This is a genomic window from Dethiothermospora halolimnae, from assembly GCF_037577855.1.
GTDB classification, from domain to species: Bacteria; Bacillota; Clostridia; order Tissierellales; family VENL01; genus Dethiothermospora; species Dethiothermospora halolimnae.
The window spans coordinates 54,419-76,307 of record NZ_JBAKFX010000014.1 but is presented as its reverse complement, the minus strand read 5'-3'; the positions used below and the strand labels follow the sequence as shown (position 1 = coordinate 76,307).

Below are 21,889 nucleotides of genomic sequence, written 5' to 3'. Positions count from 1 at the left end.
TCTTCACCTTCTTTCTCTAGGTTAAGCAAAGTGTCTTTTACTTTTTTGCCACCTCTTTTACCATAAATTCTAGCTGAGAAAGAAGTAATAATTGAAATCATATCTTCTACCATCTCTGAATTTAAATATTTTTTATCTTGTTGCTTTAGCACTATTATTTTTACATAATGAGAATTGCAGTATTTTTCTAAATACTTATATCCGAATCTAGCTAATCTATCTCTATATTCTATTATCAAATAATTAATTTCTGGCTTTTTTATATCATCAAGCAATTTAATTAACTCTTTCCTGTTTTCATTGATTCCACTTGCTACTTCTTTATAAATATCAACTATATGAAATTTATTTTTTATTGCGTATTCCATTAATCTATTAGACTGTCTATCTAAATTACCTGATTTTTGTTGTTTCTTTGTTGAAACTCTTGCATATATTAAACAGTTCTTAGAGTTGATGCTACTCTCTTTTTTGTTAATTAATTTATCTAAATCTTCTATCCTATATCGCCTATGTCTACCAGCTGTCCTAATTGGATCTATTACTCCATTGTCTTCCCATCTTAAGATTGTACTCCTAGAAATATTTAAATATTCACATGCTTGCTTTTGATTTAGTAATTTTTTAGACATAAAAATCAACTCCCTATGTCTAATTTTATCACAACCTCAAATACAATGCTAAACTATTTAATGGCATTTGATATAGTTTAACACTATATAATCAAAGCAGCTTAAACCTCCTAATAAATATCTGCTTTTTTATAAAATATAATCGAGCCAACAAGACCTATAAGAAACACACATAATCCTAAATATATTTCAAATTTAGTAATTTCTATATTAACAGGGTCTAAATATATAGGTACTCCAAGTTTTAGAATAGGTAGTGCCGGTAGTCTTGAAAACATGAAGTCACTATATGAACTTTCTAAAAAATAACTTAAGTTACCTATTAGTAATAATATAGAATAAATAAATGAAACGATCATATTTTTCCCTATCAATGCCACTAAGGCTATTAAAGGTATCAGTGCTACTTGAAAAATAAATGAAGTTAAAAATATCTTTAAATGATTTATTAAAGGAGCCCATGTTATCGGTGCTTTTAGAAAAATAACTCCACTTATAACTACAAACAAATAGGCCATTACATAGATAGCTGCTATTATTAATGTACTTACTATAAATTTATTAATAAGTCCACCTAGCCTTCCATTGGGATAAGAAAAAGCTATTGAAGCTGTCTTGTACTTAAACTCCCTGACAAATATAAGGGAAATAATAATAGGGATTACCAATGTGAAAACAAAGGTAAATGCTGTAAACTCAAAATTAAAAAAGTATCCATACCAATTTAATGATAATACTTCCTCTTCAAATGTAAATAGAGGTAATGAAACTAAGCTAAGTGCCAAAATTCCAGTATAATATCCTATCCTTTTTAGTTTTATAAACTCACTATATAATCCATCAAACATTTTTCTTCCCCCCAGTAAGCCTTACAAAGTAATCCTCTAGGGTATCCTTCATAACATTAAATTCATAGACTTCTATACCTTTAGAAATAAGGTTTCTTGAAATATCATTTGATTTATCAATCTTTTCATATATTCTTATTACATTCTTATTAGATATTTCATAATCCTTTATCTTCATCTCATTTTCCAATATGGTTACAGCCCTTTTATCATCATCAACCCTTAGATTAATATAATGTCTATTCTTTTTCTGGAAAGATTCATAGTCAACCTCTTCTAAAAGCTTTCCATTATGAATAATACCTATTTTTGTGGCAAGTTGTTGTATCTCTCCTAGGATATGACTTGATATAAGTATTGTTATCTCCCCTTTTCTGTTTAATTCTAATAGAGTTTCCCTTATTTCCTTTATTCCCACTGGGTCAAGACCATTTGTAGGTTCATCTAAGATAAGGAGCTCTGGTTTATGGAGTAGTGCCCTAGCTATACCCAGTCTCTGCTTCATTCCTAAGGAAAACTTCTTTACCTTTTTCTTTTTTATATCATAATTATTAAGTCCCACTATCTCCATAGCCTCAGTTATATACCCTTTATTTGGTATCCCCATCATTCTTCTATGGATATCTAGATTTTCCCTTGCAGTCAAGTTTGGATAAAATCCTGGGGTTTCTATTATAGCTCCTATTCTTCCCAGTACATCTCTATCCCCCATCCCCTTACCAAATATTTCATATTTGCCTTTTGTTGGGGATATAAGGTCCATTATCATCCTTAAAGTTGTTGTCTTACCTGCTCCATTCCTTCCTAAAAATCCATATATTTCTCCTTTTTTAATATTCATACTAACATTATCAACTACAGTCTTTTTACCATATCTTTTAGTTAAATCGTAGGTTTTTAATATATATTCCATCCTTTTTTCCTCCTTTTAAAAATTTAAGGACTATACCCTGTTAATATAAATAATAGAGTATAGTCCTTAAATCTAAACTACATAATTATTACAAATTTATTAAATGGTTATTTTTTAGGTAGTGTTATTGTAAAACTGGTCTTTTCATAGGGTATACTACTCACTGTTATTTTACCATTCATATTTTCTATTAATTTTTTAGTAATACTAAGGCCAAGTCCACTACCCTGATGTTTTCTATTTCTTGACTTATCCGTTGTATATAGTCTATCAAATATATATGGTATTTGATCCTTTTCAATACCCCCTCCCCTTGTCCCATATAGTTAATTTAACTGAATTTTTCCCTTCTTCTAAGTCAATACCCAGGACCTTTCCTTCATATCCATATCGTAAGCTATTAGAGATAACATTTTCTATGGCTCTATGTATCCATTTTTTATCACCAAGGACAAAAACCTCTTCTTCCCCTATATTTATTTTAGGTATTATTTCTTTTTTATTAATGTCATTCATAAATGTAAGTATATTCTGTCTAATAACTTCAGAGATATTAACCCCTTCTATATTTATATCCATATCCTTAGACTCAATTTTAGCCATCTGGAAAAATTCTTCCATAAGATCTCTTAATGCATTACCCCGCTCATCGATGATATCAAAATACTCTTCCCTTTTTTCCTTTGAAATGGAATCATCCTTGACAAGTTCTATATATCCCATTAAAGCTGTCAAAGGAGTTCTTATATCATGGGATATATTCGAAATCATTTTTCTATGTTGTTCTTTATAATTTTTATTATCAACGGAAATAAGTTGATACCTATCAAGGAGAATATTTATGTTTTTAATAAGATCCTTATTTTCTCTATTTAAATTATTAAACTTTATCCGCTCCCTAGAATTTTCATAAAGTATATCTCTTAATTTTTTAGTAATCAGTTTAGTTTTTCTTTTATGATCAAATAAAAGTAGTATTAATATAGCTATTATAATTAGCAAAATCCAAGTCATATTTCTTTACCCACCAATTTGTATCCTATGCCCCAAACCGTTTCTATAAGCTTAGGGTTATTTGGATCATCCTCAATCTTCCCCCTTAATCTTGTCATATGTACTGTTACCGTTCTATAGTCCGATACAAAATCTTCCCCCCATACATTGTCATATATCTGAACCTTAGTAAAAACCCTATTGGGATTTTCAAAAAACAATTTTAATATTTTCATTTCTTTAGCAGTAAGGGATATTTCCTCACCTTTCTTTGTTACTACATAATTATCCATATCAAATTTCACATCTCTATATTGATATGTATCTTTGTGGCTAACCTTAGTTTCACTATAATAAATAGACCTTCTTATATTTGACTTAACTCTGGCCATAAGCTCAGCAACTGAAAAGGGTTTAACTATATAATCATCAGCCCCCATACCAAGGCCTATCACTTTATCGGTTTCTTCACCCTTTGCCGATAGTATAATAATAGGAACTTTACTTTTTTCTCTGATTCTTCTCATTACTTCAATCCCATCCATTACAGGCATCATTATATCTAGAATAACCATATTATAATCATCCCGTTGAAATTTTTCAACCCCTTCAAGACCATGAAAGGCTTGGGATACTTCATACCCTTCCTTCATCAGAGCTTCTTTTGTCATATTATTAATATTAACATCATCTTCTACGACCAAAACTTTTATATTATCCATAAAAATCACTCCATTTTAAATATATATCTTAGTAATATTATACTTCCTTTATATAAAAGTTCCAACCATTAAATAAAACCTGGGACAAAGGGACTGTCCCTTTATCTCAGGTTTTATTCATTTATTCTTAATCCATTCTTAACCAGTTCCTTAGTATAACTATCCACAGGAGTTTCAAATATATCACTTGCAACTCCTTTCTCTACTATTTTACCTTTATTCATTACATATACTATATCAGCAATTTTTCTAGCTACGAATAAGTCATGGGTTATATAAAGCATTGCAAATCCTTTACTGTTTTGGAGTTCTTTTAAAAGTCTTAATATATTAGCTTGGGTTGAAGGGTCTAGCATAGAACTTATTTCATCGGCTATCAATAATCTAGGTTCCATTACTAAACTTCTAGCTAGGGCTACCCTCTGTCTTTGACCTCCACTTAACATATGACATTTCCTAGATAAGAATATTTCATCATTAGGTAATTGAACATCCCTTAGTGCATTTTTCACCTTCTCCAACCTTTCTTCATAATTTCCGTCTTTTATTATATTTAATGGCTCCATTATAGCTTCTTCTATTGTAAACCTTTCATTTATTGATGAAAAGGGATCCTGAAATACTATCTGTATACCATTTTTCCTACTGGTTGCATTACTTTTAAATACCTTTGTATCCTCAAATATTACCTCACCTTTATCTAGAGGTAATATTCCCGATAATATATTAGCTAATGTTGTTTTGCCTGATCCTGATTCTCCTATTAAGGCTACAACCTCTCCCCACTTTATTGTTATATTGCATCTATCACATGCTTTTATATGATTTTTCTTAAATTTATAAGTTTTATCTATGGATTTTCCAGAGAGCAAAGTTACTATCCCCCCTCTGTTACATGCAACTTCACGCTCCACCGATACATATTTAAGTTTTGGGATATTATTTTTACATATTTCTATACTTTGGGTACACCTTCTTTCAAAGGGGCAACCTGGTATTTCTTCACTTTTAAATTCTCCAGGTATACCCCACATATCACGATAGGGATTTATCATAGGAGAGGAATTGATAAGACCTCTAGTATAGGTATGCATTGGAGTTTTAATAACTTCACTGGTTATTCCCTTTTCTACCATATGTCCAGAGTACATCACATTAACCCTAGAAGTAAGTTTAGAGATTGTATTTAATTCATGGGATATTACTATAAGTCCAAATCCATGCTTTTTATGAAGCATTGAAATTAAGTTTATAATTTCTTTTTTTGACATAGCATCTAATGCTGTTGTAGGTTCATCCACCACCAATAAATCTGGATCACAAGCTAAAGCCATAGCTATAAGAACTCTTTGTCTCATACCTCCAGATAGTTGATGGGGATAATATTCTCCCCATTTTTTATCAAGGCCTACCATGTCCATAAGTTTTAAAACCTTTCTTTTTCCGTCATTTTTAGATATGCTGAGATGTTTAGCTATACTTTCATATATTTGCTTATTTATAGTTAAAAGGGGATTTAGTACATCTAGGCTATTTTGAAATACTATGGATATATTATTCCATCTTATATTATTAAGTTCTTTTTTAGGCATTTTGTTTATATCATTTCCATTATAATAAATATTTCCCGATACCTTTGCGGGAGATTTTATAAGACCTAGGATTGACATGGCCAAGGATGTTTTTCCACTTCCCGATTCACCAATAATTCCCAGGCTTTCCCCTTTATTTAAATTAATATTTACATTTCTAACAGCTTCAATTGTTGTATTCCCCATTTTATATTCAACAGAAAGATTTTCTACTTTTAACATAATATCTCCCCTTTATAATTTATCATCTAATATTTTTTCAAGATCCCTACTTATTAATGAAATAGAAAGAACCAATAACGTTATAGATACAAGGGGACTAATAACCCACCATTTCCAATACTCAGTAAAATATATTCCCTGAAAATTTATTGCATTATTAAGGATAAGACCCCAACTCTTTGATGTAGGGTCCCCAAGACCTAAAAAGGATAATCCCGCCTCGGCAACTATGGCTTTACTGGTTAATTTTATAACCGTTACCATGAGAATAGGTAGTACCCCTGGAAGAAAATGTTTTTTTAGAAGATAAATAAATCCCCCACCATAGCTTTGTGCTACCAAAATATACTTTTCCCTTTTCATAGATATTATCTTAGATCTAACTACCCTAGCAGGAACAGTCCATGAAAATAAGGCCAATACTATTATTATGTTTTTAATACTTGGTCCAAAAAAGGCACCTAATAATATCATCATAGGCAAATCAGGTAATACCAACATTATATCTATTATTCTCATAATGATTTTATCTATAATACCACCAAAATACCCTGACATAATCCCCAGTATTCCTCCTCCTATTCCCGCTAACAATGCTGTAAAAAGTCCTATAGTAACACTTATTTTAGCTCCATAAAACATTTGGGACAATAAATCGATGCCCAAATCATCTGTTCCTAGCAGATGGTTTAGACTAGGAGATTTTAATGCTTCTCCAGTAGGAACATTATGGGGATATGGGGATATATATTGAGATAATATTCCTATAAATATAATTGATATTATAATTAATAATGATATCTTCCCTATTATTGTAAGTCTATTTAATTTTAATATTATATCTTTCATTTATCTCACCCTAGGATCAATTTTTTTATATATTATATCAGCAAATAAGTTCATAGAGAGTACAGTAAACGTTATAAATAAAAATATTCCTTGTATTAAAGTATAGTCTCTAACCATTACAGCCTCCTTCATAAGGCGACCTATTCCAGGATAATTAAACACATTCTCCACCAATATGGCTCCACCAAAAACTCCACCTAAATTTAAAAATATTCTAGTTATAATGGGTAATATTGAGTTTTTAAGAGCATGTACAAATATAATTCTCTTATTATTAAGTCCCTTAGCTTTAGCAGTCTTTATATAATCTTTAGATAGAACCGATATCATACTATTTCTTGATAATAGATAAAATCCTCCTACCCTAGATAAGGATAATGCCATTACCGGTAATATTCCATGATGTATTATATCTAGTATTTTATCTATCCAATTGTTATAGTCCTTAAACACAGTCATTCCCCCCGATAGTGGAAAAAAGCCTGTTTTAGCACCTAATATGAACAATAAGAATATCGCCACTAGAAATGATGGAATCTCAGAAAACACCATCATTATAGAATATATGGACCTATCAATATTATTATTTCTATTCCATGCAGAAAAGGCACCTATTATTGTCCCAATAAGGCTACTTAATAATATGGATATAATAACTATTCCAAGGGTCCATATGGCCCTTTTTAATATGATAGATTTTACTGGAGCATTGTAATATATACTATATCCCATATTTCCTTTAAACATATTTAAAATATAATATTTATACTGTTTTATTAGTGGTTTGTCCAATCCGTAATAGGATTTATACTCATTAATCTGTTCTTCGGTATAAGTATAATTAACCGTCCCTTCCTCAGAGGAAAGAAAGGTAAAAGGGTCCCCAGGCATTAACCTGGGGATTATAAAATTTAATGTAATTATTATAAAAAATACTATTATATATTCAAAAGCTCTTTTACAAAAATTCATATTTTTCAACTCATTCCATTTCAAGATATGATATTTTATTATGGGTTACGGTATGATGATCAAACACATGCCTCCATCCATCATATTTTGATGGTCTATATACATCATAGCCGGTGGTATTATATAAAGGTATTTGGGGAATCTCTTCAGCTATAACCTCTTGAAGGTTATAAACTATTTCTTTTCTTTTATCTAAATCTAATTCTGATAATTGTTTTTTAGCTAAGTTATTTATCATATCATTGCCATAACCTGGAATCCCCCCTGTAAAGGTGGTTTTTATACTATTTTCTTCACTTACATATTTCTCTCTAAGCATATCGGCATCGTTTCCCCATCCACCGTGACCAATAAGAACCATTTCATAATCTCCATTTTTTACTGCTGCATCCCTCGATTTCATATCAACACTCTTGACTTTTAAGTCTATACCTACTTTTTCTAAACTTAACTTCATTAGCTCTCCGATTCTAACCTCTTGATTTCTGTTTCCTGTTAATAATGTGAAACTATATTTTTTACCATCTAATAATTTCTTAGATTTATCTAAGTTAAAATCATACTTTCTAACCTTTTTATTATACCATCTATGATCAATAGGTATATATCCAGCACTGGCAGGTTTTCCCGCTCCCCTGGCTACCTTCTCAATCATTTCACCTTTATCTATGGCATATGCTATAGCCTGTCTTAATACCTTATCTTTAAATTGAGGATTATTATCCATATTGAACATAAGCCTATACCCCCAAAAGCCAGGGTTCTTTATAATCTTATATTTATTATCCTCTTTATATTTGTTCAATATATCTGGAGTTACCCTTGTTATATCTATATCTCCCTTTTCAAAAGCTAATATATTATCACTAACAGGGACAAACTGTATTACATCGGCCCTTTGTTTTGGTCCCCAATAATCTTTAAATGCTTTAAATCTATATGCTCCTTGCTCTTTTTTATAATCTGTAAGTATGTAAGGGCCACATCCTATTACTGCTTTAGGACTATTAAATTTTTTAGGATCATCTACATTGTTCCATATATGCTTAGGTAATATCCTTGCACTACCAAACCTTTCTAATAGGGTAGCACTGGGATTATCAACATCTATACTTATTGTGTGCCTATCTATTACATTTATTTTTTCTATAAAATTATTTTTACTTATATTTAATTCATCAAAAACTGGTGGATGTTTAGCATAATATTCAAAAGAAAACTTTACATCTTCTGCTGTCATATCTTGACCATCCTGCCATTTTACATTTTCCCTTATATTAAAGGTATATGTTTTCCCATCATTTGTTATATTCCAATCTTCAGCCAACCATGGTATAAGACCTTCCTCTCCCCGTTCTAATAAACTATCAAATATAAGTCTCATTTTATATGCCCCAGGACCCCTTGAATAATGGGTATAGGGACTTGGATATCCCCAATCTCCCCCTTCAAGATTTAATACTACTGATTCTTTTTCTTCGGTTATATTTCCATCAGAATTTGTACTATCATCACTACATCCGACTATAACTATCATAAAAGTCATAATTATAATCAATAATATATGTATCTTTTTCATATTAAGTCCTCCTTAAAAAGTTTTACACATGCCAAATAAGCCAACCTATTTTAGCCTTTGTATATTCCGTTATTATACCATTTTGTGATATATCATTTAAATATTTTTCTATGTCATTTTTTAACTTAGGATCTTCTTTAACAGATATGGTATGCATTTTTATGGCATCTTCCAAATCCATTTCCTTATTCCACTCTACATCTTTATAATATATTTTAGGGTATATTCCCATATTCCATAATATATTAAATCCATAATATATTTTATTTCCCCATCTTTTTCTAGATTTATCTTTAGAAATTATGTTATTTATTCCATCCCTTACTTTATCTTCTCTAGTTACAAATCCGCTTAAAAAACAATATCCTTTACTGGCTTCAGTCATCTTTATTAGTGTATCCTTATTGTGTATCCCAGGACACATTGACACAAATACTAAATCAAATTTATTTTTCCAACCTTTAACTTCTATATCTATTTTCTCCCAAGGAACAACATCAAATGAAGCATTTTTAATATTTGATTTCTTAACATTCTCTCTAGCATAATTTATCATATTAGGGGATATATCTATTCCCTTTATTTCTTTTACCACCTTTGAAAATTCTATACTATATCTTCCAGGACCACATCCTATATCTAATACACTTGATTCTTTGTTTATAATATTTTCCGATATAAGAAAGTCTATTGAATCTTTCACTTTACTTTCCTTTTCCTTATTATCTATCATATTATTAAATTCTTTTGCTCTAAAATCCCATAATTTTTCAGTAGTAGCTAAGTCTATTTTAGAAGATTCTCTCCATAATTTATCAAATATTTCAATATTCATTTTATCACCCTTTATAATTATAATTTTGTTATAACGTACTAAAACCCCTCAACAAAAAAGTTAAGAGGTATCAAAAGACATATATACTAATAAAAGCATAAAGACATACCCCCTATATCCCGTAGAGTTTGTGGCATATAAATATAGGCAGGTCTTCTGACTTAAGTATCATCATTTTTCTAAGCCTTCCCAAAAAAAATCAGTGGCATTAATTTAGAAAAACTCCTCTATCACAGCGGCGGGACCGTCCAGGCATCTCACCTGTCTTCCCTTTTAATCAATTATCACTAAAATTGAAACCTATATTCATTTATTAATTTTTATCACTAAATAAATCATATATTATAGTTATATTTATGTCAAGAAGTTAAAACCTGGGACAAAGGGACTGTCCCTTTGTCCCAGGTTTTATAATAGATAGGTTATATTTAAGCAATTATAATTTATAATCATGCTTAAGAAAATCAACATGGCAATCATAGTAGTAAATTGAACTATCCTTCCCAATTTATTGAAAATCCTATTTTTCACAACTATAACAGTTTCCCATATTAAAGCCAAATTTAGCATTAAAAACATATATGATAAAACATGATATGCTATTAGCAATCCTTTTATATCTAGGTTTATTTTAGAAACATTTAAGAGAATCATTAAAAATACTCCCGATATTACAACCATGAAAATTATATTTAGTCTAGTTATTATAATACACTTTCTTCCCTTTCTTGTAACTTCATTCTTCTTATTCCACCATCTACTGAAAATAAAATATATTATGGATACAACAAATATTATTGCTAAAAAATATATAGCAAAGGATTCTAATATACTTTCAATTGTAGTAAGTTTTTCATATGTTCCATTGGAGAGGGGACTATATCTCCCCAACATATTTAAATAATCAAGCATTACATACTTTTTGTCACTTTGTGACTGAAATATTAGTAAACCACCTTTACTATTTTGAAACTTCCCTTTGCCAATATGTTTAAATATATATTCACTACCTCTTAGGGAGACTTTTATAGAAGTTTCATTATAAGGTGAGACACTTAACGTTCCAGTTAGTGATCTGAAAATTTTAAAGGGTGAACTAAGGGGAGTCCTTACAGCAAAATATTTTCCAAAATATTTTTTTATATCTTTGCTATAGGGTTTTGAAATTATTTTTACATTTTCTTTGTTATTTTCAGTAAATAGTTCATAGAACTTTTCTTCAAAATTACGTCTAAATGCAAACTTAGATGATGTTTGATCATCTTTGTTAATGGAAATAAAAAATCCTATATTTTTTTCAGGATAAATGGATAATTGAGCAGCATATGTTGGTCCATCTCCTTCATGACCTATAACCTTGTGTCCATTCCTCTCTCTCTCATAAAAAATAAGTCCATTTCCCAACATTTCCTCATCATATGTAAACTGAGTTTTTTGCATCTTCATTAAATATTCTTTAGAAAGAACATTTTTATTTCCTTCTAATAAAAATTTCATAAAGTTCCCCATATCATGGGCATTTGAAAAAGCAAACCCTGCAGGATGTATATGATATCTAACTGGACCCTTAGGAACTAAATCTCCATTTTTATATAAATATCCTTCAGCAAGATTTTTTTCCATCTTCGCATCATATCCATAATAACTATGATCCATTTCTAATGGCTCAAATATTTTAGTCTCAATATATTCTTCTATAGAAAGTCCCGATACCTTTTCCACTATTCTACCTAATGCAGTTATTCCATAATTTGAATATGACATAATAGTTCCAGGAGTTCTAATTACATCCGGTGTATTGGTTAAAACTTCATTTAAAGATTTAGGCTTCTCTTTGTATTCCCAATCCATTTGCCCTAGAAAACCAGTATCAAAACCGCCGGTATGGGTCATTAAATGAAATATAGTTATATCTTTTCTATGTAAACTTTCATTATCTATATCTTGAAAATACATATCTATACTATCATCTAGAGATAGTTTCCCTTCTTCACAAAGCTTCATTATCGCTACACCCGTAAATAATTTAGTAAGGGAATTAATCTGAAATATGGTTTTATTAGGATCAACTTTAGTTTGTGTTTCTAGATTCCCAAAACCATACCCTTTTTTATATATTATACTCCCATCTTTCACTATACTTAGGGACACCCCCGGTACATTATGTTTCTCCATAAGTGCTGTAACGACACCATCTATTCTAGTAAATTTATCCTTTATCTTGTTAAACTCACTGTTAGCACCAGCTATACTAATAGAACTAGAGAATATTATAAGACAAACTAATATTATTGATATAAACTTTTTCATAATGAAACACCCCTTTATATTATTAATTATATCTATAAAACTACTATAATTTTATGAACATTTTAGATTTTGTTCATATTTTTATAAAAAAAATTATTTTTTCAAATTATTTATTATGGCTTCAATAAGGAACTCTGTTAGCATAGGAAAATATTCTTCTCCATATTCCTTTTTATTAATATTCACATTATAAATTGTGTTAATGACAATTATGAAAAATTCAGGATCAATATTTTTCACTATACCCTTATCTTGCATATTTTTTATATATGGTATGAAGGTATCCCTAGTGGACTCAGTATACTTCTTATACTTATTAGGTTTTAATTTACTTAAAACTTTGTCTCTTACTTCAGTTTCAAACATAACTTTTAGTATAGGATTCTCTTCAATTTTCTCTAAATGGTTAGAAATAGCTTTTTTAAGTATTTTTAATGACTGCTCTTCAATATTTAAAGATTTTATTATTTCTTTATTTAATTGATCATTTTCTTCTAAAAATATATCTAGAAAAATATCTTCTTTAGAATCATAATAGTTATACAGTGTCCCCGTTGCCACCCCTGTTTTTTTAGCTATTTCCCTTATACCTGTTGACTTAAAACCTTTTTTAATAAATAGTTCCCTTGCTTCTTTTAATAAATTAAATTTTATATTTTTATCCAAACTTCCTCTCCTCTCACCATATTATGAACATTTTATATTTTGTTCATCTACAACTTATCACTTTCTTAAATTTATGTCAACAAAAATATAGGAATGATATTTAAATATCATTCCTATAAAAATCATTTATCCTATTTATCAAAACTATAAAACTAATATGATTACCATTACTATTTTTTAACAATAACATTCCATTTAGTATAGGGAAAGGGATTAACACTAAAGTCCAAATCAGTTTCTACATATGTAACAACAATTTCTGTTAAGCTGACTATCTTCCATTTTTTAAATAAATCTCTTATACCTTGTTCATCAAAATAATGATGAGGTACTCCTGCTTCAGGTCCATCTTCCCTTACGAAAGTGTTTTTTTCTATTTCTTCTCCCCTAAGATCTGGTCTACCTGCCGTTGTGGAAAGTAATGATGCCATGAACATCCCACCTTCACAAAGACTTTGGTATACATTTTCTACTGCTTTATTAATATTATCAATGGTATTGTGATGAAGAGCATCCCAAGATATAGCACCGTGAAAATTCATGGCTACAAATAGGTTATCAGTCATATCTGCAACCTTCAAAGTTCCGTTTACACCATTACTTTTAAGCCATTTATCAGTATGAACAATTCCATTTGGGGAAATATCACTTCCATATGCATTATGCCCCATCTGAGATATTAGTACAGTATGTCTTCCTGCCCCACAGCAAAAATCCCATATTGATAGTGGGCTTTCAGTAAATACCCCCTCAAGAACTTTTATAAACTTATATACCTCTGGTTGCGGTAAAGCTGCTATAAACTTTTCATCTAAAAACAGTTCATTCCAAGTAGCCATAGTTTATTCCTCCCTCTTTAATATCAATATTTAAAATATAATTGTTAAGGACATAAACTCTATCATAAATGTTTAGAATTATCAAACAAATTTTTACTATATTCCTAATGACACAATCTCTATTATATTATAGTATACCTATTTTTCCCTTGAACTTTTGATTGATACAATGCCTTATCTACCCTTTTAAAATTCACAGGTTCTCTAAAATATATATTCTCTCTTTACAATAAGCATTTTCTATCTTTAATATATAAGTAATATTCCCATGTTTTTCACAAAATCGAAAAAGCAATCACCAAAACTGGTAATTGCTTTTATATATATTATATTCTCTTAAAATCATGAAATCTTGTTCCTTGGAAGGTAAGCTTTCCTTTATCCCCTTCAACTATATATCCATATTTGTTTGATGGAACCTTTAACTCCACTCTATCATTACTATCGAACTCAAAGGTAATATAATATGTGGTACTTCTTGTATTATGGACATGACCATCATGATTATGGCTATGCCTAGATACATGACTTCGTTTCGATACTACTTTTGCATCTACAGTCAAAACCGGCTGTTGATTATTATTATGCCATTCAGAAACCCCTTTAACTATATTGATGATAACAATAATAATAATCATCATAAATATTATCCCAAAAAATGGTGGAAGACCTCCAAACATAATAACCTCTCCTTATAATCTATTTACTTTAATTATATCCTACTATTCATATTTTTCAATTTAATTTTTATCTAATATAATCATCTGATCTCCACCATATTCTACTCCACCACAAATAGTCGTATCTTTAAATATTTCTTTATTACTTTTAATATCAATCAATCGAACCTCTACTATGCCCCCTAAATTTTCATTAACTAATGGAATCATTTTATCACCTCTAGGTCCCTTAAGGGTCATAAATTTTTCTTTCTTAGTTAGAACATTTATATTTAGTATGTAGTTTTTGTTTTCTACTTTTATTTCTACATCTTCTTCTCTTTGTTTAATTTTTATTTTACTTTTATTCATTGTAGTAAAGGTATGAAAGTCATCATCTATCATAAGTCCTATAAGAAAACCTCTAAAACTCCCTAAAGGAAAGGGTATATGACCTATCGAGCAACTTATTGACCCATTATGATTTTTAAACTGATTACCTTGTACCCATATCCAGGAATGGGGAAATTCCTTTCCCCAGTTTTTTTCAATATATCCTTTCCCATTATCAAAGGATATATCTTGTCCATTGATATTAATTTTTCCAGTTAGTTTAATATCCATTGCACATACTTGGCTATAGCACTGCATAAAGGTGAGATAATTATAAGATCCCATACTCCCTGGATTTATAAATGTATCTGGCCACTTCTTCACATTATGAAATGTAACTTTACCTTTTATTTTTATTTCTGGTCTGTCTATATCTAAGCTAATTCCATTTAAAGAGAAATTACTTTTATTAACCTCAACATCAAAAATATCTTTGGCTGCACTAAAGTCTTCTTTATTATATTTTAAATAATCATATTTTATATCCTTTCCATTAACTATTTGTATAAAGCTATGGGAACATTCATCATCTTTTCCTAAGAATATTCCTGGTATAAAAGCAAAAGTATTCTCTCCCTTTAAGTCGCTTATCTTAAAGTACCATCCTTCAAAAAAATTTTTTTTCTTATTATGACCATGGTAAAGGTCTGGATTAAGTATCTTTCTAAACAAAATATCTTCCCCTTTTCTATAATATAGGTATATATATTATAGTTATCCATAAAAAGTATTTTAAACTAAAGATTTTATATTTATATTGTATTTTTACACGTAAAACAGGGCCTAGTTATACCCAGTCCCTGTGTACCCCCTAGTATATTTAGACAAAATAGACAATAATAGGAGTCATCCCCAACTCCTATCTATACCATGGACACTTCTTTCCGTCTACAGCATATTTACATCTAGGTGAACAGTGATAACAAATGTCAACTTCTTCATCATTTATGGCCCTATTTGTCCAGTCGGGATCAGCTAGTAGTCCCCTTCCCACAGCTACCATATCTATCATTTCATTTTCAAGTAAGTGTTTAGCATCTTCAGGTTTCCTTATTCCCCCCACACAGGCAGCTGGTATATTAACCTCTTTATAAATTTCTGTTCCCATATATGTTATTGAAGAAAAAGGAAAATCTTTAGGAACTTCAATATCATTTGCCCCTATCCCTGATGAAACATTTAATAGATGAACTCCAAGGTCTTCAAGTTTTTTGGCGAAATACTTATCTTCCTCCATAGTAGGATCATTGACCCCAAATCTATATCCTATAATAAAGTCATCCCCCGTCGCTTCATTAACTTCTTTTACTATTTCAATAGGCAGTCTTAATCTATTATCCAATGAGCCACCATATTTATCAGTTCTTTTATTAGTTTCCTTAGAAGTAAATTGACTTAAAAGATAACCATGGGCTCCATGGATCTCCACTCCATCAAGACCTGCCTTTTCTGCCCTTATGGCTGCCTTAACGAAATTTTCCTTTACTTCATTTATTTGTTCAATGGACATCCCTAGACATTCCTTATTTTCCATATCCACTGGAGAAGAAGAGTATACAGTGTTTCCCACAGATTTCATTCCAGCATGTACCAACTGAACTGTCACTACAGCATCTTCATCATGGCAACTCTTTGCTATATCATTAAATTGTGATATATGATCATCACTCCAAAGACCAAGGCCTGTATCGGTAATACGACCATCCTTTGATATAGCAGTTGCTTCAATTATAATAAATCCAGTTCCACCTTTTGCTCTCTTACCATAGTGCTCCCCACGACTTACCGTTTCAAATCCTTTATCGTTTCCCCAATTAAAACATACTAAAGGGGGCATTATGATTCTATTTTTCACTTCTTTCCCATTTACTTTTATACTTCTATTTATAGGGTTACTCATATAATCACTCCTATCTATATTTTTGTTGTAATTATATTATACATAATATAATCCATATTGGAAACCTGGGACAAAGGGACTGTCCCTTTGTCCCAGGTTTAAATTTGACATTGACTTTTATTTTTAAAAAAGTTATAATTAATAATAAATAATGAACAGGAGTTTACTAATGCAATATTTAAAAGAAGAAGTTAAAAAAGCTATAGTAGAATCTGCTTTAAAGGAATTTAAGGAAAAGTCCTATATGAAGGCATCTATGAGATCTATTGCTAAAAATGCAGGGGTTACCGTAGGAAATATCTACAGATATTTTAATAATAAAGATGATTTATTTAACTTTATAGTGGATCCAGTATGGATGGACCTTGAGAAGGTTATCTTTGGAAACTATGATTTGTCTGTTGATCTATTTCCTATAACTGAGATTATATCATCTATTATGGATATCTATAAAAGGTTCAACAACGAACTTTTTATACTTTTACATAATAGCTCTGGATCTAAATACGGTAACATAAAAGAGGAACTCATAGAACTTATTAAAAAGCGAATTGAGGAAGAGACCCTTCCCCTTTTAAAGAAAAATAATAAGGTTCTAAAAGATAAGTTTATATTTTATATTGTCTCAAGCGCCATTGTAGATAGTATATATACTATTATGAAGGAATGTGGTGACGACTTTGACAGGGCTGAAGCTCTAATAAAGCAGACTATAACAATTTTTTCTAAGGATTTATACACTAAAATTTAGCTATTGTACTATACTGGTATGATAGTTAAATTTTGTAGCTAAAAATGAACACTTGTTTATTACTATTTGATATTTATTAATCATCAATGAAAGGAGCTGACATAGTGACAAAACTTGCTAATTTTATAGTAGAAAAAAGAAAATTAATAATATCAATATTTTTAATTCTAACTGTTATTAGTATTGCTTTTATTCCAATGGTTGGAGTTAATTATAATTTAAGTAGTTATCTCCCCAGTGAAATGAATACTAAAAAGGCAATGGACATTATGGAAGATGAATTTTCTCTATCGGGTCAGGCTCAAATTATGATAGAGGATGTAACTATTCCTAAGGCCATGGAAGTTAAGGAGAAAATAAAAAATGTTGATGGAGTTAAAAGTGTTATTTGGCTTGATGATATAGTTGATGTCTATCAACCAATGAATTTTTTTAATGAAAACACAGTTGAGGACTATTATAAGGATAATACTGCACTATTCCAAGTGGAGTTTAGTAATGATGATTATAGTCTTAAAACCGGTGATGCCATAGATGATATAAGAGAAATCATTGGTGAAAATGGAGTTATAGGAGGTACAGCCGTTAATACAAAGGCAATGCGTGAAAGTACCGTTAAAGAAATTTTATCCATATCCATGATTGTAGTCCCCCTATTTATTATAATATTGCTAATAACCACCCAGTCATGGTTTGAACCGGTTATCTATCTTTCGGTTATAGGTATATCTGTTCTTATTAATATGGGGACTAATGTTGTTTTTGGAGATATATCCTTTATTACCCAATCAAGTGCTGCCATACTTCAGTTTGCATTATCTATGGATTATTCATTATTCCTACTTCATAGATTCGCAGAGGAAAGGGATAAGGGGTTAGAAGTAAATAAAGCTATGAAGGTAGCTATTGTTGAGTCATTCTCATCACTGGCTTCCAGTTGTTTAACCACCGTAGCAGGATTTGCAGCCCTTATGTTTATGAGATATAGAATAGGAATGGATATGAGTTTAGTTTTAGGTAAGGGTATAATACTAAGTTTAATAAGTGTTATATTTTTACTACCAGGAGTAACTATACTTTTCCATAAGTTAATAGAAAAAACCCACCATGGGTCATTGTTACCGTCTTTAGAAAAAGTAGGTAAAGGGATAGTTAAATCCCGTTTTATTGTAATATTAATAGTGGCTATATTAATTATACCAGCATATTTAGCTCAGGATTCAAACTCATTTATATATGGGGAAACTGCGGTTACTTCCAGTGAAGAAACTGAAGTTGGTAAAGAGCAAAAAAAGATTCAAGATAAATTTGGAGTTTATAATCCCATGGTAGTCTTAGTACCAAAGGGAAATATTAATACTGAAGTTGACCTTACTAAGGAACTTAATAATAAATCTTATATTTCTTCTGTTCAAGGATTAGTTACTATAACCGATCCTACTATACCTAAGGAGATATTACCTAATAAAGTTGTGGATAACTTTTTATCTGAAAATTATAGCAGAATAATTTTAACTTTAAAGGTTCCAGTTGAAAGTAATGTGACCTTTAGGTCGGTTGACGATATTCATAATGTATTAGAGAAATATTATGGGGACGATTATTATTTACTTGGTTCCTCAGCCAGTGTTTCTGATATAAAGGAAGTTGTGGATAAAGATTTTACAGTAGTAAATGTTATTTCAATAATAGCTGTGGCCATAATTATGATGTTTACATTTAAGTCCCTATCATTACCTATATTATTGGTTTTAGTTATAAAATCAGCTATTTGGATTAATATGTCGGTACCATACTTTATGGATATTCCCCTTTCCTTTATTGGATATATGATAGTTAGTGCAATACAGTTAGGGGCAACTATAGATTATGCCATACTATTAACCAACAGATATATGGATAATAGAAAAACTATGGATAAAAAATCCGCTGCAATAAGTGCAGTTAAGGACTCTGGATGGTCTGTTATAACATCGGCCCTTATATTATGTGTAGCAGGTTTAGGAGTTTATTTTATATCATCTATAAATGGGGTTTCAGAAATGGGCCTACTTATAGGTCGTGGAGCAGCTCTAAGTGGAATAATGGTATTGGTCCTTCTTCCCCAGTTGCTTGTTACATTTGATAAAGTTATAAAAAAGACTACACTGAAAAGGGTTAGTGATTAAGTTGGGGGATTGCGAATCCCCCAACAACAGGGGAGTAGTTGCGAATCCCCCAACAACAGGGGGAATAGTTGCGAATCCCCCAACAATAGGGGGAATAGTTGCGAATCCCCCAACAACAGAGGGAATAGTTGCGAATCCCCCAACAACAGGGGGAATAGTTGCGAATCCCCCAACGATAGGGGGAATAGTTGCGAATCCTCCAACAACAGAGGAATAGTTAAGTAGTTTCAAATTTATCGGAAGATTTCAATACATTTAAAATATACAAAACAAAGAAAGGAGACATATTTATGAAGAAAAGAAACTTTTATAAGATTTCAGCCATAGTTATAGTTGCTATTTTTTCTATTGTAACTATAACTCTTACAACAAATAATAATAAGTATATGGCCTATTCACTCACAAAAGGAAACTTAGAAAATGAAATTAAAGAACAAAATACTTTAAAGGATGAAACTATCTATGGTATTTTAAGCAGTAATGGAGATGTGGATTCTATTTATGCTGTAAATCATCTTTATGTTCCAAAGGATGGAGTCTACACCGATTATGGAGATTATAGTAATATAACAAGTCTTACCAATGATACTGATCCCACAGTTTCTGATAACACTATAAAATGGAATTTAAAAGAATCCTTTAATGGATTTTATTATAAAGGAAATCTTAAATCTAAAAAACTACCTTGGGACTTTAATATCACCTATATATTAGACGGTAAAGAAATTTCTCCAGAATACTTAGCAGGAAAATCCGGTACCATAGACATTATTATCTCAGTAGCTCAAAATAAGAATAGTATAGATTATTTTAACAATAATTATGGTATTCAAGTCCAGGTTCCAATAAACCTAAATAATAGTAAAATAATCAGCGAAGAAGGATCTACTAAGGTTATAACTGGAAAAACTGCTACCCTTGCCTATACAGTTTTACCGGGAACCTCTGGGACATATAAGGCTACTTTGGAGTCAAAAAACTTTGAAATGGATGGGATAAATATTAGCATAACCCCTATGGACATCTCTTCTATGGCCGATACCTCGGAGTTTACTAAAGGATTTAATTCTCTTAGTAATGGTATGGAAGAATTAATAAATGGTACATCAAAGTTAAAAAATGGTACATCGCAACTTACCAATGGAATAGATGAATTAACCCAAGGTCAACAAAAGCTAGTGAATAACAGTTCTTCAATAATTAATGGCATGAAGGAATATGGTAATGGTATTGAAAAATTAAATTCCTCAGTAACTCAACTTGAAGGTGGATCTACAGAGTTTAATAAGGGACTTTCTCAGATATCAAATGAAGGTAATAATTTAGTGACCGGGTATAAAAAAATGGCAGATTCCATTAAATCTCAATTACCATCTGAAGAAGAAAAGTCTAACCTAAAAGCCCTAGTTAAATATACAAATAGTTCAAACCCTCAAGAAGTACAATTAGGTAAAATGGCAACATCAATGCTTAAGCAAATAGAGGGCACTGAAAAACTTTATAATTCCCTTAATACATTAAATGAAGGACTTACAAAGTATAACGGTGGAATATCAAACATGGCAAATGAATATAAAAATATTCATGGTGGTATAGCTAAGTTATCTACAGGAACAAATGAACTATACAATAACTATGACTCTATATTACAGGGGAATCAACAATTTGTAACCGGATTATCTGATATACTCAATGGAATGGTTAAATTAAATCAACAGGCTAAAGTTTTACCTGATAGTGTGGAAAAATTAATAGATGGAGAAAAGAAAATAAAAAATGGTATTGATGAAGCAAATCGTTCCATATCGGAAATGATGGGGAAGAAAGAAAATGATAAAAAGATAGTTTCCTTTGTATCCCCTAATAATAAAAATATTAATTCTGTACAATTTATCTTAAGAACTCCTAATATCACTATAGCAGAAAAAGAAGTAAAAATTAATACAGAGGAAAAAGAGAAGAAAAACTTTTTTGAGAAACTTATTGATTTATTTTAGAATTAATGGGTTGGGGGATTCCCAATCCCTCAACAACTAAATAAAGCTG

At 30.5% G+C, this 21,889-nt stretch carries 21 protein-coding genes and 1 riboswitch; of the genes, 4 read left to right on the top strand and 17 right to left on the bottom strand.

Going from position 1 to position 21,889, the window contains the following annotated elements:
- From V6137_RS07975 to V6137_RS07935, 9 genes are all read right to left on the bottom strand, one after another.
- A partial coding sequence (locus V6137_RS07975) for an IS607 family transposase (RefSeq protein WP_425447377.1) occupies nucleotides 1-632 on the bottom strand: 632 nt, incomplete at its 3' end.
- Nucleotides 633-742: 110 nt separating this feature from the next.
- Nucleotides 743-1,480 (bottom strand): ABC transporter permease, encoded by a 738-nt coding sequence (locus tag V6137_RS07970; protein ID WP_425447376.1) that lies wholly within the window; start codon nucleotides 1,478-1,480, stop codon nucleotides 743-745.
- Entirely contained in the window at nucleotides 1,473-2,393 is a 921-nt protein-coding gene (locus V6137_RS07965) for an ABC transporter ATP-binding protein (RefSeq protein ID WP_425447375.1), read from the bottom strand. The genes V6137_RS07970 and V6137_RS07965 overlap by 8 nt, the downstream gene beginning before the upstream one ends.
- A gap of 107 nt (nucleotides 2,394-2,500) precedes the next feature.
- On the bottom strand, nucleotides 2,501-2,671 hold the full coding sequence (locus V6137_RS07960; RefSeq protein WP_425447379.1) for an ATP-binding protein: 171 nt from the start codon (nucleotides 2,669-2,671) through the stop codon (nucleotides 2,501-2,503).
- Nucleotides 2,672-2,690: 19 nt separating this feature from the next.
- The gene (locus V6137_RS07955) at nucleotides 2,691-3,407 is read right to left on the bottom strand and encodes a sensor histidine kinase (RefSeq protein ID WP_425447374.1); all 717 of its coding nucleotides are present in this window, start codon (nucleotides 3,405-3,407) and stop codon (nucleotides 2,691-2,693) included.
- Entirely contained in the window at nucleotides 3,404-4,108 is a 705-nt protein-coding gene (locus V6137_RS07950; RefSeq protein ID WP_425447373.1) for a response regulator transcription factor, read from the bottom strand. The genes V6137_RS07955 and V6137_RS07950 overlap by 4 nt, the downstream gene beginning before the upstream one ends.
- Nucleotides 4,109-4,221: 113 nt before the next feature.
- Entirely contained in the window at nucleotides 4,222-5,922 is a 1,701-nt protein-coding gene (locus tag V6137_RS07945; protein WP_425447372.1) for an ABC transporter ATP-binding protein, read from the bottom strand.
- 12 nt (nucleotides 5,923-5,934) lie between these two features.
- Nucleotides 5,935-6,771, bottom strand: a complete 837-nt coding sequence (locus V6137_RS07940) for an ABC transporter permease (RefSeq protein ID WP_425447371.1) — start codon at nucleotides 6,769-6,771, stop codon at nucleotides 5,935-5,937.
- On the bottom strand, nucleotides 6,772-7,338 hold the full coding sequence (locus V6137_RS07935) for an ABC transporter permease (RefSeq protein ID WP_425447378.1): 567 nt from the start codon (nucleotides 7,336-7,338) through the stop codon (nucleotides 6,772-6,774).
- On the opposite strand from V6137_RS07935, the gene V6137_RS07930 reads away from it, so the two are divergent.
- Nucleotides 7,271-7,486, top strand: a complete 216-nt coding sequence (locus V6137_RS07930; RefSeq protein ID WP_425447380.1) for a hypothetical protein — start codon at nucleotides 7,271-7,273, stop codon at nucleotides 7,484-7,486. The genes V6137_RS07935 and V6137_RS07930 overlap by 68 nt on opposite strands.
- Nucleotides 7,487-7,753: 267 nt before the next feature.
- Here the strand turns inward: V6137_RS07930 and V6137_RS07925 are convergent, their stop codons facing one another.
- From V6137_RS07925 to V6137_RS07890, 8 genes are all read right to left on the bottom strand, one after another.
- Nucleotides 7,754-9,322 carry an ABC transporter substrate-binding protein gene (locus V6137_RS07925; protein WP_425447370.1) on the bottom strand — a complete coding sequence of 523 codons (1,569 nt, stop codon included), beginning with the start codon at nucleotides 9,320-9,322 and terminating at the stop codon, nucleotides 7,754-7,756.
- A gap of 22 nt (nucleotides 9,323-9,344) precedes the next feature.
- Nucleotides 9,345-10,157, bottom strand: a complete 813-nt coding sequence (locus V6137_RS07920) for a class I SAM-dependent methyltransferase (protein WP_425447369.1) — start codon at nucleotides 10,155-10,157, stop codon at nucleotides 9,345-9,347.
- A 129-nt stretch (nucleotides 10,158-10,286) separates the two neighbouring features.
- Nucleotides 10,287-10,476, bottom strand: a riboswitch (cobalamin riboswitch).
- Between the two features lie 89 nt (nucleotides 10,477-10,565).
- Nucleotides 10,566-12,467, bottom strand: a complete 1,902-nt coding sequence (locus V6137_RS07915; RefSeq protein ID WP_425447368.1) for a serine hydrolase domain-containing protein — start codon at nucleotides 12,465-12,467, stop codon at nucleotides 10,566-10,568.
- Between the two features lie 93 nt (nucleotides 12,468-12,560).
- Nucleotides 12,561-13,133 (bottom strand): TetR/AcrR family transcriptional regulator, encoded by a 573-nt coding sequence (locus V6137_RS07910; protein WP_425447367.1) that lies wholly within the window; start codon nucleotides 13,131-13,133, stop codon nucleotides 12,561-12,563.
- A 170-nt stretch (nucleotides 13,134-13,303) separates the two neighbouring features.
- Nucleotides 13,304-13,972: a class I SAM-dependent methyltransferase gene (locus V6137_RS07905; protein ID WP_425447366.1), complete on the bottom strand. Its 669-nt coding sequence runs from the start codon at nucleotides 13,970-13,972 to the stop codon at nucleotides 13,304-13,306.
- Nucleotides 13,973-14,298: 326 nt separating this feature from the next.
- Nucleotides 14,299-14,652: a DUF2500 domain-containing protein gene (locus V6137_RS07900; RefSeq protein ID WP_425447365.1), complete on the bottom strand. Its 354-nt coding sequence runs from the start codon at nucleotides 14,650-14,652 to the stop codon at nucleotides 14,299-14,301.
- 60 nt (nucleotides 14,653-14,712) lie between these two features.
- The gene (locus tag V6137_RS07895; protein WP_425447364.1) at nucleotides 14,713-15,696 is read right to left on the bottom strand and encodes a tocopherol cyclase family protein; all 984 of its coding nucleotides are present in this window, start codon (nucleotides 15,694-15,696) and stop codon (nucleotides 14,713-14,715) included.
- Nucleotides 15,697-15,883: 187 nt separating this feature from the next.
- Nucleotides 15,884-16,924, bottom strand: coding sequence for an oxidoreductase (locus V6137_RS07890; protein WP_425447363.1), 1,041 nt, complete (start codon nucleotides 16,922-16,924; stop codon nucleotides 15,884-15,886).
- A 169-nt stretch (nucleotides 16,925-17,093) separates the two neighbouring features.
- Between V6137_RS07890 and V6137_RS07885 the strand changes: the two genes are divergently transcribed.
- The 3 genes from V6137_RS07885 to V6137_RS07875 all read left to right on the top strand — a co-directional run bounded on the left by V6137_RS07885 (nucleotide 17,094) and on the right by V6137_RS07875 (nucleotide 21,840).
- Nucleotides 17,094-17,675 carry a TetR/AcrR family transcriptional regulator gene (locus tag V6137_RS07885; RefSeq protein ID WP_425447362.1) on the top strand — a complete coding sequence of 194 codons (582 nt, stop codon included), beginning with the start codon at nucleotides 17,094-17,096 and terminating at the stop codon, nucleotides 17,673-17,675.
- Between the two features lie 104 nt (nucleotides 17,676-17,779).
- Nucleotides 17,780-19,843, top strand: a complete 2,064-nt coding sequence (locus tag V6137_RS07880) for an efflux RND transporter permease subunit (protein ID WP_425447361.1) — start codon at nucleotides 17,780-17,782, stop codon at nucleotides 19,841-19,843.
- Nucleotides 19,844-20,133: 290 nt separating this feature from the next.
- The gene (locus V6137_RS07875; RefSeq protein WP_425447360.1) at nucleotides 20,134-21,840 is read left to right on the top strand and encodes a synaptonemal complex protein 1; all 1,707 of its coding nucleotides are present in this window, start codon (nucleotides 20,134-20,136) and stop codon (nucleotides 21,838-21,840) included.
- Nucleotides 21,841-21,889 lie beyond the last annotated feature (49 nt).